The following is a 17,234-nucleotide window of genomic DNA, read 5'->3' as shown; positions in this document are numbered from 1 at the left end:
ATTTTGGAAATTAAGCAAAACGCATCCGCAGGTACAACAGAATCAAGCGACATTTGATCATGCTCGATCAAAATGAAGTAAAGGGGATTCAAATTGATTTAGATAGCAGTGTTGAAAAACAATTTGGTCGTCAGATTCGAGCGAAAATTCAAGAAACATTGGAAAAATTAGAAGTAACGAATGTGAAGGTCAATGCAGTAGACAAAGGAGCGCTAGATTGTACGATCGAAGCGCGGACTATTGCGGCAGTTTATCGTGCTGCTGGCGAAGAAAATGTAGATTGGCAGGTGTTAAATACATGGAACGCTTAAGAAGAACGATGATGTTTGTACCTGGAGCCAATGCTTCAATGCTTAGAGATGCAACCTTATATGGCGCTGATTCATTGATGTTTGACCTAGAAGATGCTGTTTCTTTAAAAGAAAAAGATAGTGCTCGTCTGCTTGTGTATAATGCTTTGCGGACATTTGATTACTCAACTGTAGAAACAGTTGTGCGAATCAATGGGTTAGATACAGTTGGTCGCCAAGATGTTGAAGCGATGGTTTTGGCAGGTGTTGATGTGATTCGTCTACCAAAGACAGAAACAGCTCAAGATATTATTGATGTTGCGGCAGTGATCACTGAAATGGAAACAAAATATGGCATTAGTGTTGGAAAAACTAAAATGATGGCGGCAATCGAATCAGCTGAAGGTGTTTTGAACGCCCGAGAAATTGCATGTGCAAGTGATCGATTGATTGGTATCGCACTTGGAGCAGAGGATTATGTAACGAATATGAAAACACATCGTTACCCAGATGGTCAAGAATTGTTTTTTGCTCGTAGTTTTATTTTACACTCAGCAAGAGCAGCCGGAATTGCAGCAATTGATACTGTATATTCAGATGTTGATAATACACAAGGGTTCTTAGCTGAAGTTGAGCTGATCAAACAATTAGGCTTTGATGGTAAATCTGTCATCAATCCGCGTCAAATACCATTAGTTAACAGTGTCTATGAACCGACTGAAAAAGAAATTCAAAATGCCAAAGAAGTGATTTGGGGTATTCGCGAAGCCGAAGCAAAAGGTTCAGGCGTGATTTCAGTCAATGGGAAAATGGTGGATAAACCGATTGTTGAACGAGCAGAGCGAGTAATTGCGTTAGCGATTGCAGCAAAATTAATTTCTGAGGAGGAAGTCTAAAATGAAAAATAATGTAGGCAAAGAAATTCCAGATAATTATGCTGAACAATATGGTTTATTTAAAGGGGAGCTAGCGAATATTCACGAATACAAAGAAGCCAGCCGCACGATTAATCCGGTCAGACCAAGAGATACGAAGCTGTTAGGTAGTTTGAGAGAGGCCATTGAAAAAACAGGATTAAAAGATGGTATGACGATTTCTTTCCATCATCATTTTCGCGAAGGTGATTTTGTGATGAATAGGGTACTAGAAGAAATCGCTGCGTTAGGAATCAAAAATCTATCGATTGCACCTAGCTCGATTGCTAATGTACATGAACCATTGATCGAACATATCAAAAATGGCGTCGTGACAAATATTACCTCTAGTGGATTGCGTGATAAAGTTGGCGCGGCGATCTCTGAAGGGATCATGGACAATCCAGTTGTAATACGTTCGCATGGTGGTCGTGCTAGAGCAATTGCTACCGGAGATATTCATATTGATGTGGCCTTTTTAGGTGCACCAAGTTCAGATGCCTATGGTAATGTAAATGGAACGAAAGGCAAAGCAACATGTGGTTCATTAGGTTATGCCATGATTGATGCGAAGTATGCAGATCAAGTAGTAGTCATTACAGATAGCTTGATGCCTTATCCGAACACACCAATCAGTATCCCACAAACTGATGTGGATTTTGTCGTAGAAGTTGACGCGATCGGTGATCCTGATGGGATTGCCAAAGGCGCTACGCGTTTTACAAAAAATCCGAAAGAATTATTGATTGCAGAATATGCAGCGAAAGTCATCACACATTCGCCTTATTATAAAAATGGCTTCTCTTTCCAAACAGGAACAGGAGGCGCAGCCCTAGCTGTTTCTAGATTCTTGAAAGAGGCAATGATCAAAGATGGTATTACTGCTAGTTTTGCTCTAGGTGGTATTACAAATGCAATGGTTGAATTGTTGGAAGAAGGATTAGTTGAAAAAATCATCGATGTCCAAGATTTTGATCATCCGTCTGCCGTTTCTTTAGGCAAAAATGAAAATCACTACGAAATCGATGCAAACATGTATGCTTCGCCATTAAGTAAAGGCTCTGTGATCAATCAGCTAGACACCGCCATTCTTTCGGCACTAGAAATTGATACAAATTTCAATGTCAATGTTATTACAGGATCAGATGGTGTGATTCGCGGGGCATCTGGAGGACATTCGGATACTAGTGCGGCTTGTAAGATGAGCTTAGTGATCGCACCATTGATCAGAGGTAGAATTCCAACAATTGTTGAAGAAGTGAATACAGTGGTAACACCTGGCAGTAGCATTGATGTTGTGGTGACAGAAGTTGGAATAGCAATCAATCAGGCACGACAAGATTTAGTAGAACATTTTAAGGCCTTAGACGTTCCGCAATTAACGATGAAAGAACTTCAGGAAAAAGCCTATAGTATCGTAGATAGACCAGATGCAATCAACTATGGAGATAAAGTTGTTGCATTGATCGAATATCGTGATGGTTCAATTATTGATGTGGTTAGAAATGTCTAAAACCCATTTAAAGGGAGAAACGACTACACTGATAGAAATGCTGGATGCTCGAGAGAAACGAGTAAGTATCCAGCAAGATCTATTACAACAATATCCTACATGTGCCTTGTTAAGCGCTACGATGAATATTCCAGGACCTGTCAAGACCAACGAGCAGCTAAAACATGCCTTTTTAACTGTCATTAAAGAGATCAATATTCTTTTTCCTCCTGAAAAAATAGTTGCGCATAAACAGCGAGAGTTAAAAACAGGTTCTGAATATTATCTAGTCCTTAATGAAACACCAGAAGAGCTGAAGGAAAAACTAATTGAAATTGAAGAAACGCATGTCTACGGCCGCTTAATGGATTTAGATGTTATTTATCAAAAAGCAAAAACCCTATGTTCTGTTAGCCGGACTGAACTAAATCACAAGCCAAGAATTTGTTTTATCTGTGAAGAAGAAGCAAAAGTTTGTGGGAGACAAAGGAATCATAGCGTAGAAGAGATGCAGCAAGCAATTCGTCAACTTATTGAGAAAGGAAGGATGAAATGACAAAAGAAATCCTTTTTACAGAAACTGTGCTTCGTGATGGCCAACAAAGTCAAATTGCTACACGAATGCCGACAAGTGATATGTTACCGATCATTCAAACTCTGGATGAAGCAGGTTATCACGCCTTAGAAATGTGGGGCGGAGCAACATTTGATGCTTGTATTCGTTTTTTGAATGAAGATCCTTGGGAACGACTAAGAGCGATTCGAAAAGCGACTAAAAAAACAAAGCTGCAAATGCTTTTACGAGGACAAAATTTACTTGGTTATAAAAATTACGCCGATGATGTTGTAGAAGCCTTCGTACAAAAATCAATTGAAAACGGGATTGATATTATTCGTGTTTTCGACGCGTTAAATGATACAAGAAACTTACAAACTTCGATTGAAGCAACAAAGAAGTTCGGTGGTCATTGTCAGCCAGCAATCTCATATACGACCAGTGAGTTTCATACAATTGACTATTTTGTGGGATTAACGACAGAACTTGAAAAAATGGGGGCTGATTCGATCTGTATCAAAGATATGGCAGGAATTCTCACACCTGACGATGCTTATCGTTTGGTCACAGAAATTAAGAGTAAAATCCAAGTACCTTTGGAAGTTCATACACATGCGACTAGCGGTATTTCTGAGATGACTTATTTGAAAGCGGTGGAAGCAGGAGCGGATATCATTGATACAGCCATTTCTTCATTTTCTGGTGGAACAAGTCAACCAGCCACAGAGTCAATGGCACTTGCTTTAGAAAATTTAGGATATAATACGCATTTAGATATGAAAAAAGTCGCAGAAGCAGCTGACTATTTTAATCCGATTCGTGATAAATTTAGAGAAGAAGGTTTGTTAAATCCTAAAGTGAAAGATACAGAACCAAAAACACTGATCTATAAAGTACCCGGTGGCATGTTATCGAATTTGCTCAGTCAGTTAACAGAACAAGGGCTAGCAGATAAGTATGAAGAAGTCTTAAGAGAAGTACCGAAAGTTCGTGCAGATCTAGGCTATCCGCCACTTGTAACGCCATTGTCACAAATGGTAGGAACACAAGCTGTAATGAATGTGATCAGTGGAGAGCGCTACAAAATGATTCCTAAAGAGATCAAAGACTATGTTAAAGGACTGTATGGAAAACCACCTGTTGCGATTTCCGAAGAAATGACCAAACTGATCATTGGTGAAGAAGAAGTAATTACAGTTAGACCAGCAGATCTATTAACACCAGAGCTTCCTATATACAAAAAAGAAATTGAAGAATATGCAAAATCAACTGAAGATGTATTGATGTATGCGTTATTCCCGCAACAAGGAAAAGATTTCTTAGGAAGAAGAGAAGATCGCTTTTATGATGTTCCAATGCAAGAAGTGAAAGTTACGATAGATATTTAATGAGAAGCGTTGTGAAATCAGTCGATTTCGCAACGCTTTTTGCTATTTCTTAAAAAATTTATTAACTAGAAAAAATTCTTTTTGTCTTACATGAAAGCGGTAAAAATCAGTGGAAATAGAGTGAAAATGACTTAGTAAATGTCACATCTTCAGAGAGAAGTTTTTCGTTTTTTATTATGAGCTTAAAATTAGATTCAAATGTGAAAAAGATGTAATATAGCTAATTTTATGCTTTTTAAAATAGTATAACATGAGATAAAGCTTTTAGTTATCAGCTTCTATTATATGACATAATCATAACATAATAGTGTGAATTAATCTGACTTTTCTCATCGTTATAAAGGTTTACATTTATTTATAATGCCGTTATAATGGCTAAAATCAAGTCATATATGGAGATACGGTTTTTGATACTGTACATAGTTATGAATTGAGATAGTTGATTATATGGGCTAGCTTTACAGAAAAAGGATAAAATCTGCTTGTGACGAAAAGCGTTACAAACGTATTTTCTTATTTTCCTGCCAGAGCTGAACGAGCCTGCTACGCTTTTATTGTTATCTAGCTTCACAGGCTAGCCTTTCGGGAAAAAGATAAAAAAGGAGTGAGACAAAAAGCGTCTCAATCAATTTTTCCTATTTTCCTGTCAAGCCAGAACGAGCCTGCTACGCTTTTAAATTAGGAGGGATGTTTTTGATTACGAGTAAGCAATCTTCAGAAAAAGTTTTTGAAATGAAGGATCAGAAGTATCAATATTATTCATTAGCTTCATTAGAAACGGAACAAGATCAGTTTGTTTCAAAGTTACCGTTTAGTATTCGGGTATTGTTGGAATCTTTATTGCGTCAGGAAAATGGTATCGGTATCACGCAAGAGCATATTGAAAATTTAGCCCAATGGTCAGCGTCTCATCCAAATAAAGGCGAAGTCCCATTTAAACCAGCTCGAGTAATTCTTCAGGATTTTACAGGTGTGCCAGCGGTCGTTGATTTAGCATCTTTACGAAAAACAATCGCTGATTTTGGTGGCGATCCTACGACTATAAATCCCGAAGTTCCTGTTGATTTGGTTGTGGATCATTCTGTTCAAGTGGATGTAGCTGGGGTCAAACAAGCGTTACAGTTAAATATGAAAATGGAGTTTCAACGCAATCAAGAGCGTTATCGTTTTTTAAGTTGGGCTCAAAAAGTTTTTGATAATTATCGGGTCGTACCACCTGCAACAGGCATTGTTCATCAAGTCAATATTGAATATTTAGCTTCTGTTGTGACACAGAAAAAACTAGAGGATGGTACGATTTTACTCTATCCTGATACCTTAGTTGGAACAGATTCACATACAACGATGGTCAATGGATTAGGGGTATTAGGTTGGGGTGTTGGCGGAATTGAGGCCGAGGCGAGTATGCTTGGTGAACCCTCTTATTTTCCAATTCCCGAAGTTGTTGGTGTTCGCTTTGTCAATGAGTTATCTCAAGGCGCAACGGCGACCGATTTGGCTTTAAAAGTAACTCAAGTATTAAGAGAACAAAAAGTGGTTGGGAAATTTGTTGAATTCTTTGGGGCAGGCTTAGTTAGTTTAAGTTTGGCTGATCGGGCAACTGTAGCTAATATGGCACCTGAATATGGCGCAACGTGTGGTTTTTTTCCTGTCGATGAGGAAACGATTCGTTATTTGCGACTAACAGGGAGGGAAGCAGAAGCGGTATCAGTTACCGAACGTTATTTGAAGGAAAATCAATTATTTTATGAGCCTTTAAATGATTTAGAGCCGAATTATACTAAGGTCATTGAAATTGATTTAAGTGAAATTGAGGCCAACCTTGCCGGACCAAAAAGACCACAAGATCTCGTTCCTTTATCAGAAATGAAAGAAGCATTTGAACAAGCAATAAATGCGCCAGAAGGTTTGCAAGGATATGGATTATCTAAAAAACAACAGGAGCAAAGTGTTGCGTTAGATTTAGAGGGCGTGCATCATGAATTAAAACCAGGAGCAGTAGCGATTGCAGCAATCACCTCGTGTACAAACACATCAAATCCATTTGTGATGTTAAGTGCAGGATTAGTAGCTAAAAAAGCTGCTCAGCTTGGGTTAAAAGTACCAAATTATGTAAAAACTTCTTTAGCACCAGGTTCAAAAGTCGTAACAGCTTATTTAGAAAAAGCTGGATTATTGCCTTACTTAGAAGAACTAGGTTTTCATTTGGTAGGGTATGGTTGTACAACGTGTATTGGTAATTCAGGTTCGTTGAAGCCAGAAGTGGAAGAAGTCATAAAAGAAAATGATCTTCTAATGTCAGGCGTTTTAAGTGGAAATCGGAACTTTGAGGGACGTATTCATCCATTAGTTAAAGCAAATTATTTAGCTTCACCACCACTTGTTGTTTTATACGCATTAGCTGGAACAGTAAACCTTGATGTACTCCATGAACCAATTGGTTTTGGTGAAAATGATATCCCGGTTTACTTCAACGATTTATGGCCAACTCGTGATGAAATTCAAACACTGATCGATGAATGTGTGACACCTGAACTATATAAACAAGAATATGCACGAGTCTTTAGTGACAATGAAGAATGGAATCGTATCGAAACTGATGATAAGCCGCTATACGGTTGGGAAGAAGCATCTACTTACATTGCGAATCCACCTTATTTTGAAGGAATGACTAAAGAAAGAGAACCTAGAAAACCATTAAAACAATTAGCTGTCTTAGCTAAGTTTGGTGATTCTGTAACAACCGATCACATTTCTCCTGCTGGAAACATTCAAAAAAATAGTCCAGCAGGTGAGTATTTGATAGATCGAGGGGTACCAGTTCGTGAATTTAACTCTTATGGTGCCAGACGTGGTCACCATGAAGTGATGATGAGAGGAACATTAGCTAATATTCGCATTCGCAATCAGCTAGTACCAGATGTAGAAGGTGGCTATACTATTTTTGCACCAACGCAAGAAAAGATGGCTATTTATGACGCAGCAATGAAGTATCAAAAACAAGATACGAAGCTCGTGATTTTAGCAGGTGATGACTACGGGATGGGCTCATCAAGAGACTGGGCAGCTAAAGGTGTTCAACTATTAGGCGTTGAGGCAGTTATTGCGAAAAGTTATGAGCGAATCCACCGCTCTAACTTAGTTATGATGGGTGTTTTACCATTACAGTTCAAGCCAGGTGAAGATGCGGATAGCTTAGGACTAACAGGAACCGAGTTATTTGACATTGCTATTGATGAGACCAAAGGGATTTTAGATACGGTAGTTGTTACTGCAACGAAAACGAATGGAGAAATCATTCAATTTGAAACCATCCTTCGTTTTGATTCGGCTGTTGATATCACCTATTATCAGCATGGTGGCATTTTGCCAATGGTGATTCGTAAGAAACTTCAAGGGTAATTCTAGATAAAAAATATAAGATAAAATGACATGAAGGTTGTTATTTTACTTCTCTTTAGCTAGATAGGCTGATTCATTGGAAAAGATCAATTCCAATTTTTTAGGCAAAGTAAAATTGACGGTTACGCTGTATGTTATCTAGCTGCATGGCTAGTCTCTCGGAAAAAAGATAACTGATGAATGAGGCAAAGAGCACCTCAGTCATCGGTTCCTATTTTCTAGTCGGAGTTAAACGAGCCTACTACGCTTTTAAAATAAGGAGGGATTGGATGGAGATTCACAGAGGGTTAGACGGAGTCGTTGTCTCTGAAACAAAAATTAGTTCGATCGTAGAAAATCAACTGCTTTTTGCAGGTTTTAATATTGATGATTTAGTTGCTGAGAATGTTCAATTTGAAGAAGTGATTTATCTATTATGGTATTTAAAAATACCGTCAAAAGAAGAGTTGACAAAATTCAAACAAGAACTATCTTTACAAATGCCGATATCTGATACGATCATTACGTGTTTAAAAATCCAAACACGCCAAAATCTTCATCCAATGAGTGTGTTGCGTTCAACGATTTCATTATTAGGCGTATTTGATCCAAATGCTGAAGCAACAGATGAAATTTCGGCGTATCAGCAAAGTATTTCGATACAAGCAAAAATGCCCACGATTATTGCTGCATATGCCCGTTTGAGAAAAGGTCTTGATCCTATTTCTCCGCGAAGTGATTTATCGTTGGCAGCAAACTTTCTGTATATGCTAACAGGAGTGCAAGCAGATCCTGTGCAAGTTGAAGCTATGAATCAAGCGCTAGTGCTACACGCAGATCATGATTTAAACGCCAGTACGTTTACAGCTAGAGTCTGTGCATCTACATTGTCAGATGTTTATTCTTGCATTACGGCTGCAATTGGTTCTTTAAAAGGCCCACTTCACGGGGGCGCTAATGAGAAAGTATTTGATATGTTAAAAGAAATTGATTCTAAAAATTTAAATGTAGAAGACTATCTAAATCAAAAATTAGATCGTAAAGAAAAAGTTATGGGCTTTGGGCATCGTGTTTATAAAACCGAAGATCCAAGGAAAAAACATTTGAAAAAACTGGCTAAAGAGTTAACAGCGATTGCTAAAAAAGAACAGTGGTACTTTTTATCTTGCCAAGTAGAGCACTATTTAAAAGAGACCAAAGGCTTGATTCCAAACGTCGATTTTTATTCTGCAACGGTGTATCATTGTTTAGATATTGATAGTGATTTATTTACGTTGATTTTTGCAATGAGTCGAGTTTCTGGTTGGTTAGGCCATATTGATGAACAGAAGAAAGAAGATTGCTTAATTCGACCTCGCTCGCACTATATTGGTCCTAAACAGTTGAAGTATAGTGACTTGAACACGAGATTACATTCGGGAGGCATGGAAGCATGACAAGTGGAAAGAAAGTTGTGTTGGAAAATGGGGCATTAGTCGTTCCTGATTTTCCGATTATTCCTTTTATTGAAGGAGATGGAATTGGGCCTGAAATTTGGCAAGCTGCTAAGAATGTGTTCGATGTAGCTGTAAATAAGGCCTATAAAGGATCTCGGAAAGTAATTTGGCAAGAAGTGTTAGCTGGAGAAAAGGCATTTAATAAAACTGGTAGCTGGTTGCCAGATGAAACATTAGAAACGATCAAAAGCCACCTGATAGCGATCAAAGGTCCATTAACAACGCCAATTGGTGGAGGAATTCGTTCATTGAATGTAGCGTTGCGACAAGAATTAGATTTATATATCTGTTATCGACCGGTCCGTTATTTTGAAGGAGTGCCTTCTCCATTAAAACACCCAGAAAAAACAGATATGATGATTTTTAGAGAAAATACGGAAGATATTTATGCTGGAATTGAATTTCCTGCAAAAAGTCCAGAAGCGGAGAAACTGATTTCTTATTTAAGAACAGAATTTGGAGTCAATAAGATTCGCTTTCCGGAAACATCTGCAATCGGAATAAAGCCTGTATCAAAAGAAGGAACAGAACGCTTAATTCGAGGGGCAATTGAACATGCTTTGAAAAATAATCGAAAATCGGTCACGCTTGTTCATAAAGGGAACATCATGAAATTTACAGAAGGCGGTTTTAAAAACTGGGGCTATGCGTTGGCTGTAAATGAATTTGCAGACAGTGTATTCACGTGGGAAATGTACTTAGCAATTAAAAATAAGGATGGCAAGGAAGCGGCAGACCAGCAATTAGCCAAAGCTGAGGCAGCTGGAAAAGTAATCATTAAAGATCGAATTGCTGATATTTTTTTACAAGAAATTTTACTACATCCTGAAAAGTATGATGTGATTGCCACCTTGAATTTAAATGGAGATTATATTTCAGATGCATTAGCTGCTCAAGTTGGTGGGATCGGAATTGCTCCAGGAGCGAATTTAAATTTGGAAACAGGGCATGGAATTTTTGAGGCAACGCACGGAACCGCACCTGAATTTGCAGGGTTAAATCAGTTGAATCCGTCATCATTGTTGCTTTCTGGCGTATTGATGTTTGATTATTTAGGTTGGACTGAGGCTAGTCAGTTAATCACGAAAAGTATAGAAGAAGCTTTAATCAATAAAACTGTTACGAAGGATTTTGCAGAGCAAATGGAAGGCGCAACAGTATTAAGTTGCTCGGGATTTGGAGAAGAGTTAGTTCGACTTATTGAAAATAGTTAAAAACGAGGTTGGGTCAGAAGGGGGTACATCTGATCCAACCGTTTATTCGGATTTAGAGTTTCGGACAAAACTGATTTTTAGTTTTGTCCGGGGCTTGTTTTTTTGCATAAAAAAACCTGACGAAAGAATCGTCAGGTTTTGAATTTACTAATGTTAAGTTGATTATGCTTTGTTAACGTTAGTAGCTTGAGGACCACGTTGGCCTTCTTCAACGTCGAAAGTCACTGCTTGACCTTCTTCTAAAGTTTTGAATCCGTCGCCTTGGATAGCTGAGAAATGTACGAATACATCGTTACCGTTTTCTGCAGTGATAAATCCAAAACCTTTGTCTGAGTTAAACCATTTTACTGTACCTGTTTCCATAATAAAAATCCTCCTTGTGATATACACATATTTTGCAATTACTTGAAAGGTGAAAATGTGGAAGATGTTTATTTGAAACAGCTACACATATATTACCGAACAAAAACTACACTCTTAATATAGCATATTTAACCGCGTTTGACTAGTGATATCTCTCCTTTAAATAAAAATTTGTTAAGAAATAAAGATTAATTGTCAAAAAAAACTTATTTCTGTTATAGTATAGGAGTATTAAGCATTAGATATGAAAGTAATGATAGAGTTATGTCGTAGAAATCTATTCCGAAGGCGCAGCCTTGGAGCTGCATAGATTTGAAAGTAGGAAGGGTTCAGATTGTTTAGATGAGAATAAGGTTATCCTTACTAATAGATAGTTTTTACATGGTTTATAGCTAAAAAAATATTTAATACACTTAATTAAAGAGCCGCTCAACGTATCTGTTGAGCGGCTCTTGTCCATTTTACTATGAAAAGATACTTAATACCGTAGAATAGCTAACAATGTCTTTTCATCAGGTGAAGCTTTTTGGTCTAATACGAAGACTGTTCCGCCGGTTTTTAAAACATTATCTGTGACTTTATTCAAAACCTTCCGCCGGTCAAATTCTTCTGTTGACATTTCAGTGGTTTCATTCACTAAATTTGCAGTAGAGATAAAGAAGTGAGATATTTTCCCTTCGTTAGATGCTGGTAAAATGTCAACAAGCTGATCGACAAATTTTTTATCTAGCAACGAATTGTACGTTGCGGTTTCAATTGCTTCTAATTCTTCATTGATTTTATGTGCACCCTTTTCAATCTCTTGGAATGAAACTTGTGCAGGTGAAAGTGATATTGAAGCATCAGTTACAAGATAAGGGTTTTTTGCGATTTTTTTAAACAATGTTTGATTTTCTTGTAACGCATATAAGCGAATAGGTAAGTTATCAGGGTTTACAAAGGTGTCTTTTAAAAAGTTATCGATTGCTTGATAATAGTTTGTCCAGTCGATTTTTACTTCTTCATCTTTTGTATTAACACCATGATAAGCGACGCCTTCTTTTGAAGAACCGTTATAACCTGTGCCGCCTTGAATCGAGTAGTTCATACTACCGCCAGTGAGCTCATCGCCTAACGCCTTGACAAGGTCAGTTGGCGCATCGTCAGGTAAATCGACTTTTTTGACTTGATTATTTTCAACTAAAAACAGCTGCATAGAATCACGATTTAAAGCCATTAGATAATAACGATAGTTAAATTGATTATTTTTGATGATACCAAGGAGATAAGGTCGATCGTCAACGTAGTATTGATTGTCAACAGGGACATTTAAACGGTGAATGAAAATGTCTTTCTCACTTATAATAATTGATACACTCTTCGTTGCATTTCGCCAAAATGACGCATCAGCAAGTAAGGCATCGATCTTTTCTTGAATAGGTATCCAAGAGTGTTCAGTATATTTTTTTTCAAAGCGGATTTTGGCAGCTTTAGCAAAATTTTTTAAGGCTAAAGAATCCTTTTCGACATCTTGGTGAGCGACATGAGTATTTAGAATAAATGTTACAAAGGGACCTTGAACTTCGTCAGAGAATAGAACAGATAAATTGTCTTTTTCTTGATCTAACATAATACATTCCTCCTAAATTTTAAAGCGGAACAAATCGGTCGATCACATAGAAAATTAGGGAAGTGAGATTGAAACAATTTTTGTTTCATAGACAGTTATCTAGTTTTCTAGAGAGTGATTTGTACAGCTAAATAATACATCAGTAACATTTCGTTGGTACTAATAAAAGTGTAGCACAGGCATATAAATGTTGGAACTAATATGGTTTGAAAGAATATAAACTAAAGGGAAACGTAAATACTACTCTATGAGTAATTCCTCATAGTTTTTTTATGGAATACAAAATAGCTATTCATTTTTATTTTAAGTGAAGATGTTAACATGTCTTCATGCCAATTATCCCGAATTGGTTTTTCATACTTACTCCTACCAAAGAGTAAATAACAACCTTCATTTCCACCACAGACGACGGTCGTGGTGGTTTTTTTTGCTCTATACAAAATGAGAGTGAAACTAAAATCAGCATAACTGATTTTTAGTTTCACTCTCATTGGTTCTGTCGCTTGTATCACAACGCCTCAATAAATCGATTGGTCCTAAACAGTCGAGTTTCTAAATTGGTCCCTAATTCAACAGCTGCATGCTGCCCTTTACCGCTGAATTTATAACGAATAGCATCCGCATTCGTTTTAGCTGCGATATAAGAAACACCAAAATTAGCCTGCATCGTATGAATCAAACGGACATAAAGGGCGCTTTCTGATATACCAAAATGATTCGACAGTTGGCATAAATTCCAGCCTTCTTTTAAAAAACGGAAGAAGACAACATCAGGTACAAGAATCGCAGAAGCACCAATATTTGCTTGAAATTCATGCAGCACTTCATTATAAGAATACTGAAGGCTACGATCTGTATCAGTAAAAATCGTATCATTTTCAGTCATATGAAATAGATAGTGAGTGATTTCATGACTGATTGTAAAGTTTTTTCTTTTTTCACTCATGTTTTGATTATAGCCAATCGTTGTCTCTAAAGAGTCTTTAACGATCATACCAGAAATACGATCTCTTGCTACGCCATCAAATGGAAAACTGCGCATTGAAACTCCCTTAGATTTTACGAAATCCCAAAGATAGGAACTGTCATAATTTTCATAACCGATGTTATTTGCGACCATCATGGCCGAGATATAATCGTTTATTTTATCTGAAAAACTAAGATATTCATCAATTTGCTCTGTCATCCATTAATCACGCCTTGTCGTCTTGTTTTAATTCTCGTTCACGTTCGATTTCAGATCTTCTGAAACGAAGAAAACGATCTACTTCATCTTTCAATTCATCCACTTCATTTTCAGACAAGCCATCAGTATTCATCCGAAACATAATTTGTGAGGAAAGATTTTCTTCTTGAGCTGTTGCAGAAATAGAAGGTACTTCTGATCTTCCAAGCAAGTAATCAGTGGAAACATCAAAATAATCCGCTACTTTTTGGATATTTTCTATTTTTGGAGAAGACGTATCCCAGCGACGAATTTGCCCATTAGAAATACCAGTATTTCGCTCGATTTCTGCAAAGGTCACTTTTTTCTTGTCGGCAAGCTCTTTGATTCTGTAAGTTAAACTCATGTTTTTCAACCTTTCATAAGCTTAAATGAAAAAAATGTTAGCTTTTAAGCTATTTTTAGTTGACAATTAGCTTTTAAGCTATTAAAATGTTCTTATAAGCTAATTTATCAGTAAATAGTTAGGCAAAGCATTCTAGCAGTCAATCTCTAAAATGAGAAAGCGGCGGAAGTAGAATAGAGCTTATTTAACTATACTTATATAATAGCGTAAATGCTAATTTTAGTCAACGATTTTATTATATATTAGCTAATTCACTAAATAAGAAAAAGAAAGGAATTGAAAATAAAAAATATTATAAAAAAAATCAAGAGCTATTATTTTGCTGAGCTATTGCTTAGTGGTAAAAACAACGACACTATATGAACGCTTCAAACGTTAACTATTGAACATCAGACATTAAGTAAAGGAGAGGATAAAGGATGCTATTATTTCCTGAAATTGATCGAAAAAAAACGAAAAAAAAGGTCCATGATTTATTAAATACGTACCGTTCTTTAGTAAGAATCGCTGGAGAACAACATTCACCTAATGTAACTGCTGCTTATACATTTGAAATGAAAAGTACTAACGGAGAATTTTCCCGTAAAGCGGATAAAGTAGTTGAGCGTAAGTATCTTGCTGAATTGGAACTAGCCAAAATCACAGAAACGATGAATCAGTTAGATACGTATGATAGACAACTATTATACGACAAGTATATGGATCGTAATTTTACAACAAATATTGCAATTTATATGAAACATCACATGAGTGAGAGTAAGTTTTATCGAGAGTTAGATAAAGCGATGATTCGGTTTGCGGAGTCTTATGAGAACGGGAAACTATTGATAGAAAAATGACATTATTATGGGAGAAATGTGCCAATCTAACTAGAAATAAATCAGGTAAACTATTGTTAGATCGTTAGTTAAACAATGTTCAAAAAGAATAGAAAAAACATTTAGTTCGAACTAGCGGATCTAATCAAAACGCAAGAATAGATTTAAGCAAATAATGAAAAAGGTGGTAATTATGAAGGTGTTTGAGTATTTAGATCGTTTTTTAGTAGATGCAGATCACAAAGCAATTTATGTCTTGACATTGATTTGTATTGCAATGATCATTGATTTTTTAAGCGGTAGTTTAGCTGCAAAAATCAATCCAAAAATCAACTTTTTAAGTAAAGTAGGAATCAATGGAATTTTGAGGAAAGTAGCAAGTATGGTCTTGCTGATGTTTTTTATTCCTTTAGCACCATTGATTCCAGGTGGAGCAGGTGTGGGGCTGATTTATGTTTTATACGTTGGTTATCTGCTAATGGAGTTAAAGTCGATCCTTGAAAATTACAAAAAAATGGGGATCGGAACTGAATTATTTGAGAATTTTATCAAGAATATCAAAAGTGGAAAAGAAGATGAATAGTTCCACGCGTTTTTGTAGCTATTAAAAAAATGAAACTGAATCAGATTGACCTGACCAGTTTCATTTTTTAGTCTATTTCATTTTTTCTAGCTTTTAAGGAACGGAACAAAGTCAGCCCTAAAGCTGTCAAACATAAAATAAAGGAACCTAAGAAAGTGGTTCTCATCCCAAAAATAAAGATATCGGGACGTTCGCTGATAAATGTTGTTACACGTTGCCCATAAACGGCGCTCATTGCGTTATATAAAATCGTTGTAGCTAACGCAATGCCTAAAACCATCCCTAAGTTACGAGCAAACGAGTTCATACTTCCGGCAACGCCTAAATCCTCTTTGGACACACTACTCATAACAGTTGTATTATTGGGCGATTGGAAAAGTGCATTGCCCAACCCCATAATGCCGGTCGCTAAAATATAATACCAAAGCGGCGTGCTTTGATTTAAAAACATATACATCAAAGACGTGATCGATAATAAAATCAATCCAGAAAAAGTTAAAAGCTTTGTACCGATTTTATCTGTTAAAAAACCGCTAATAGGTGAACCTACGACCATCAATAAAGGAAAGACCATCATCAATAATCCTGCTTTACTTGCAGGTAAACCACGTGCATTTTGCAAATAAAACGGAATCACAACATTGACAAAGAAGTTAGATGAAAAAATCAACACAGCTGTAATCAAGCTCATGGTAAAGACTTTGTTTTTAAAAATCGAAAAGGTGATCAACGGGTGACTAACACGTTTTTCCACTCTAATGAAAATGATAAATGAAAGTACTGCAAAAACGAACAGTACCATTGATAAAGCAGCATTAAAGCCAATTTCCTGACCAATAAAAATACCACCAAAGAACGTCATGATAAATACCGCAAATAAACTAAATCCAAGCATATCGACTTTTTTGCCGCTTTTGGTAATATCCTTTGGTAAGAATTTCTCACCAATCAAAATGGTGATGATGCCAACAGGAACATTGATCCAAAAAATATACGACCATGAAAATTGAGAAAGGATCAAACCACCGATCCCAGGTCCTGCAATCGACCCCAGAGAAACGAAAGCACCAATCGATCCTAATGCTCGACCACGTTCTTTAAATGGAAAAACTTCTGTGATGATCCCGGAATTTGCAGCCATCGTCATACTTGAACCGATCCCTTGAACAATCCGTGCAAATAAAAGAAAGCCCAACGACTGATTAAATCCACATAATAAAGAGCCAATCGTAAAGACTACAGTCCCGATCCGATACACTTTGATCTTGCCAAAACTATCCCCGATTTTCCCGAAAAGCAATAAACAAGCGCAGACGATCATCAAATAAATCGAAACGATCCATTCTGATTGATTCATCGGTACATTCATATCTTTGGAAATTGTCGGCAATGCTATATTGACGATACTGGCATCTAATGTGGACATAAACGTAAACATTGCCACAGAAATCAAAATCCACCAGCGATTTTTTGTACTTTTGTATTTTCTTGAAAACTATTTATGGTTTCCATTTATCCATCTCCTCAAAAAGTGTAAATGATCCGCTACTATCATACTC

13 protein-coding genes and 2 pseudogenes are annotated in these 17,234 nt (G+C 36.8%); 10 read left to right on the top strand and 5 right to left on the bottom strand.

Annotated elements, in window-relative coordinates; all coding sequences use genetic code 11:
- Window positions 1-3: 3 nt before the first annotated feature.
- The 8 genes and pseudogenes from citD to icd all read left to right on the top strand — a co-directional run bounded on the left by citD (window position 4) and on the right by icd (window position 10,731).
- Window positions 4-311, top strand: a pseudogene (citD, locus tag V192_RS19855) (citrate lyase acyl carrier protein).
- Window positions 299-1,186, top strand: coding sequence for a citrate (pro-3S)-lyase subunit beta (gene citE / locus V192_RS0109510; protein WP_025871146.1), 888 nt, complete (start codon window positions 299-301; stop codon window positions 1,184-1,186). Before citD ends, citE begins: the two are co-directional and overlap by 13 nt.
- Window position 1,187: 1 nt before the next feature.
- Window positions 1,188-2,717 (top strand): citrate lyase subunit alpha, encoded by a 1,530-nt coding sequence (gene citF / locus V192_RS0109505; RefSeq protein WP_025871144.1) that lies wholly within the window; start codon window positions 1,188-1,190, stop codon window positions 2,715-2,717.
- Window positions 2,710-3,252 (top strand): citrate lyase holo-[acyl-carrier protein] synthase, encoded by a 543-nt coding sequence (gene citX, locus V192_RS0109500; RefSeq protein WP_239644631.1) that lies wholly within the window; start codon window positions 2,710-2,712, stop codon window positions 3,250-3,252. The genes citF and citX overlap by 8 nt, the downstream gene beginning before the upstream one ends.
- Window positions 3,249-4,640 carry an oxaloacetate decarboxylase subunit alpha gene (locus V192_RS0109495; RefSeq protein ID WP_025871140.1) on the top strand — a complete coding sequence of 464 codons (1,392 nt, stop codon included), beginning with the start codon at window positions 3,249-3,251 and terminating at the stop codon, window positions 4,638-4,640. The genes citX and V192_RS0109495 overlap by 4 nt, the downstream gene beginning before the upstream one ends.
- 693 nt (window positions 4,641-5,333) lie before the next feature.
- Window positions 5,334-8,042: an aconitate hydratase AcnA gene (acnA, locus tag V192_RS0109490; protein WP_025871138.1), complete on the top strand. Its 2,709-nt coding sequence runs from the start codon at window positions 5,334-5,336 to the stop codon at window positions 8,040-8,042.
- Between the two features lie 269 nt (window positions 8,043-8,311).
- On the top strand, window positions 8,312-9,457 hold the full coding sequence (locus V192_RS0109485) for a citrate synthase (protein WP_025871135.1): 1,146 nt from the start codon (window positions 8,312-8,314) through the stop codon (window positions 9,455-9,457).
- A complete protein-coding gene (gene icd / locus V192_RS0109480) occupies window positions 9,454-10,731 on the top strand; it encodes an NADP-dependent isocitrate dehydrogenase (RefSeq protein ID WP_025871133.1) in 1,278 nt (425 codons plus the stop codon). The genes V192_RS0109485 and icd overlap by 4 nt, the downstream gene beginning before the upstream one ends.
- A gap of 162 nt (window positions 10,732-10,893) precedes the next feature.
- Here icd and V192_RS0109475 read toward each other — a convergent pair whose 3' ends face one another.
- The 4 genes from V192_RS0109475 to V192_RS0109455 form a co-directional block, all read right to left on the bottom strand.
- Window positions 10,894-11,094, bottom strand: a complete 201-nt coding sequence (locus tag V192_RS0109475; protein ID WP_010760878.1) for a cold-shock protein — start codon at window positions 11,092-11,094, stop codon at window positions 10,894-10,896.
- A 478-nt stretch (window positions 11,095-11,572) separates the two neighbouring features.
- On the bottom strand, window positions 11,573-12,703 hold the full coding sequence (locus V192_RS0109470; protein WP_025871131.1) for a baeRF6 domain-containing protein: 1,131 nt from the start codon (window positions 12,701-12,703) through the stop codon (window positions 11,573-11,575).
- 508 nt (window positions 12,704-13,211) lie between these two features.
- A complete protein-coding gene (locus V192_RS0109460; protein WP_025871127.1) occupies window positions 13,212-13,889 on the bottom strand; it encodes an ImmA/IrrE family metallo-endopeptidase in 678 nt (225 codons plus the stop codon).
- Window positions 13,890-13,896: 7 nt separating this feature from the next.
- The gene (locus V192_RS0109455) at window positions 13,897-14,274 is read right to left on the bottom strand and encodes a helix-turn-helix domain-containing protein (protein ID WP_025871124.1); all 378 of its coding nucleotides are present in this window, start codon (window positions 14,272-14,274) and stop codon (window positions 13,897-13,899) included.
- Window positions 14,275-14,693: 419 nt separating this feature from the next.
- On the opposite strand from V192_RS0109455, the gene V192_RS0109450 reads away from it, so the two are divergent.
- Together V192_RS0109450 and V192_RS0109445 are read left to right on the top strand one after the other, a co-directional pair.
- Window positions 14,694-15,113 carry an ArpU family phage packaging/lysis transcriptional regulator gene (locus tag V192_RS0109450; protein WP_025871122.1) on the top strand — a complete coding sequence of 140 codons (420 nt, stop codon included), beginning with the start codon at window positions 14,694-14,696 and terminating at the stop codon, window positions 15,111-15,113.
- A gap of 172 nt (window positions 15,114-15,285) precedes the next feature.
- Window positions 15,286-15,675 (top strand): phage holin family protein, encoded by a 390-nt coding sequence (locus V192_RS0109445; RefSeq protein ID WP_025871120.1) that lies wholly within the window; start codon window positions 15,286-15,288, stop codon window positions 15,673-15,675.
- Window positions 15,676-15,742: 67 nt separating this feature from the next.
- Here V192_RS0109445 and V192_RS19850 read toward each other — a convergent pair.
- Window positions 15,743-17,187: pseudogene (locus tag V192_RS19850) on the bottom strand (MFS transporter).
- Window positions 17,188-17,234: the final 47 nt, after the last annotated feature.

Origin of the sequence: Enterococcus crotali, assembly GCF_000633635.1 — a bacterium.
Taxonomy (GTDB): Bacteria; Bacillota; Bacilli; order Lactobacillales; family Enterococcaceae; genus Enterococcus_L; species Enterococcus_L crotali.
The sequence above is the reverse complement of the archived record's forward strand: the minus strand, read 5'-3'. Positions and strand labels throughout refer to the sequence as shown.

Bases quoted from the DNA above. Each gene is read 5' to 3' on its own strand.
- citX (WP_239644631.1), top strand. From the start codon at position 2,710: ATGTCTAAAACCCATTTAAAGGGAGAAACGACTACACTGATAGAAATG.
- V192_RS0109475 (WP_010760878.1), bottom strand. From the start codon at position 11,094: ATGGAAACAGGTACAGTAAAATGGTTTAACTCAGACAAAGGTTTTGGA.
- icd (WP_025871133.1), top strand. From the start codon at position 9,454: ATGACAAGTGGAAAGAAAGTTGTGTTGGAAAATGGGGCATTAGTCGTT.
- V192_RS0109485 (WP_025871135.1), top strand. From the start codon at position 8,312: ATGGAGATTCACAGAGGGTTAGACGGAGTCGTTGTCTCTGAAACAAAA.
- V192_RS0109460 (WP_025871127.1), bottom strand. From the start codon at position 13,889: ATGACAGAGCAAATTGATGAATATCTTAGTTTTTCAGATAAAATAAAC.
- citF (WP_025871144.1), top strand. From the start codon at position 1,188: ATGAAAAATAATGTAGGCAAAGAAATTCCAGATAATTATGCTGAACAA.
- V192_RS0109445 (WP_025871120.1), top strand. From the start codon at position 15,286: ATGAAGGTGTTTGAGTATTTAGATCGTTTTTTAGTAGATGCAGATCAC.
- V192_RS0109455 (WP_025871124.1), bottom strand. From the start codon at position 14,274: ATGAGTTTAACTTACAGAATCAAAGAGCTTGCCGACAAGAAAAAAGTG.
- citE (WP_025871146.1), top strand. From the start codon at position 299: ATGGAACGCTTAAGAAGAACGATGATGTTTGTACCTGGAGCCAATGCT.
- V192_RS0109470 (WP_025871131.1), bottom strand. From the start codon at position 12,703: ATGTTAGATCAAGAAAAAGACAATTTATCTGTTCTATTCTCTGACGAA.
- V192_RS0109495 (WP_025871140.1), top strand. From the start codon at position 3,249: ATGACAAAAGAAATCCTTTTTACAGAAACTGTGCTTCGTGATGGCCAA.
- V192_RS0109450 (WP_025871122.1), top strand. From the start codon at position 14,694: ATGCTATTATTTCCTGAAATTGATCGAAAAAAAACGAAAAAAAAGGTC.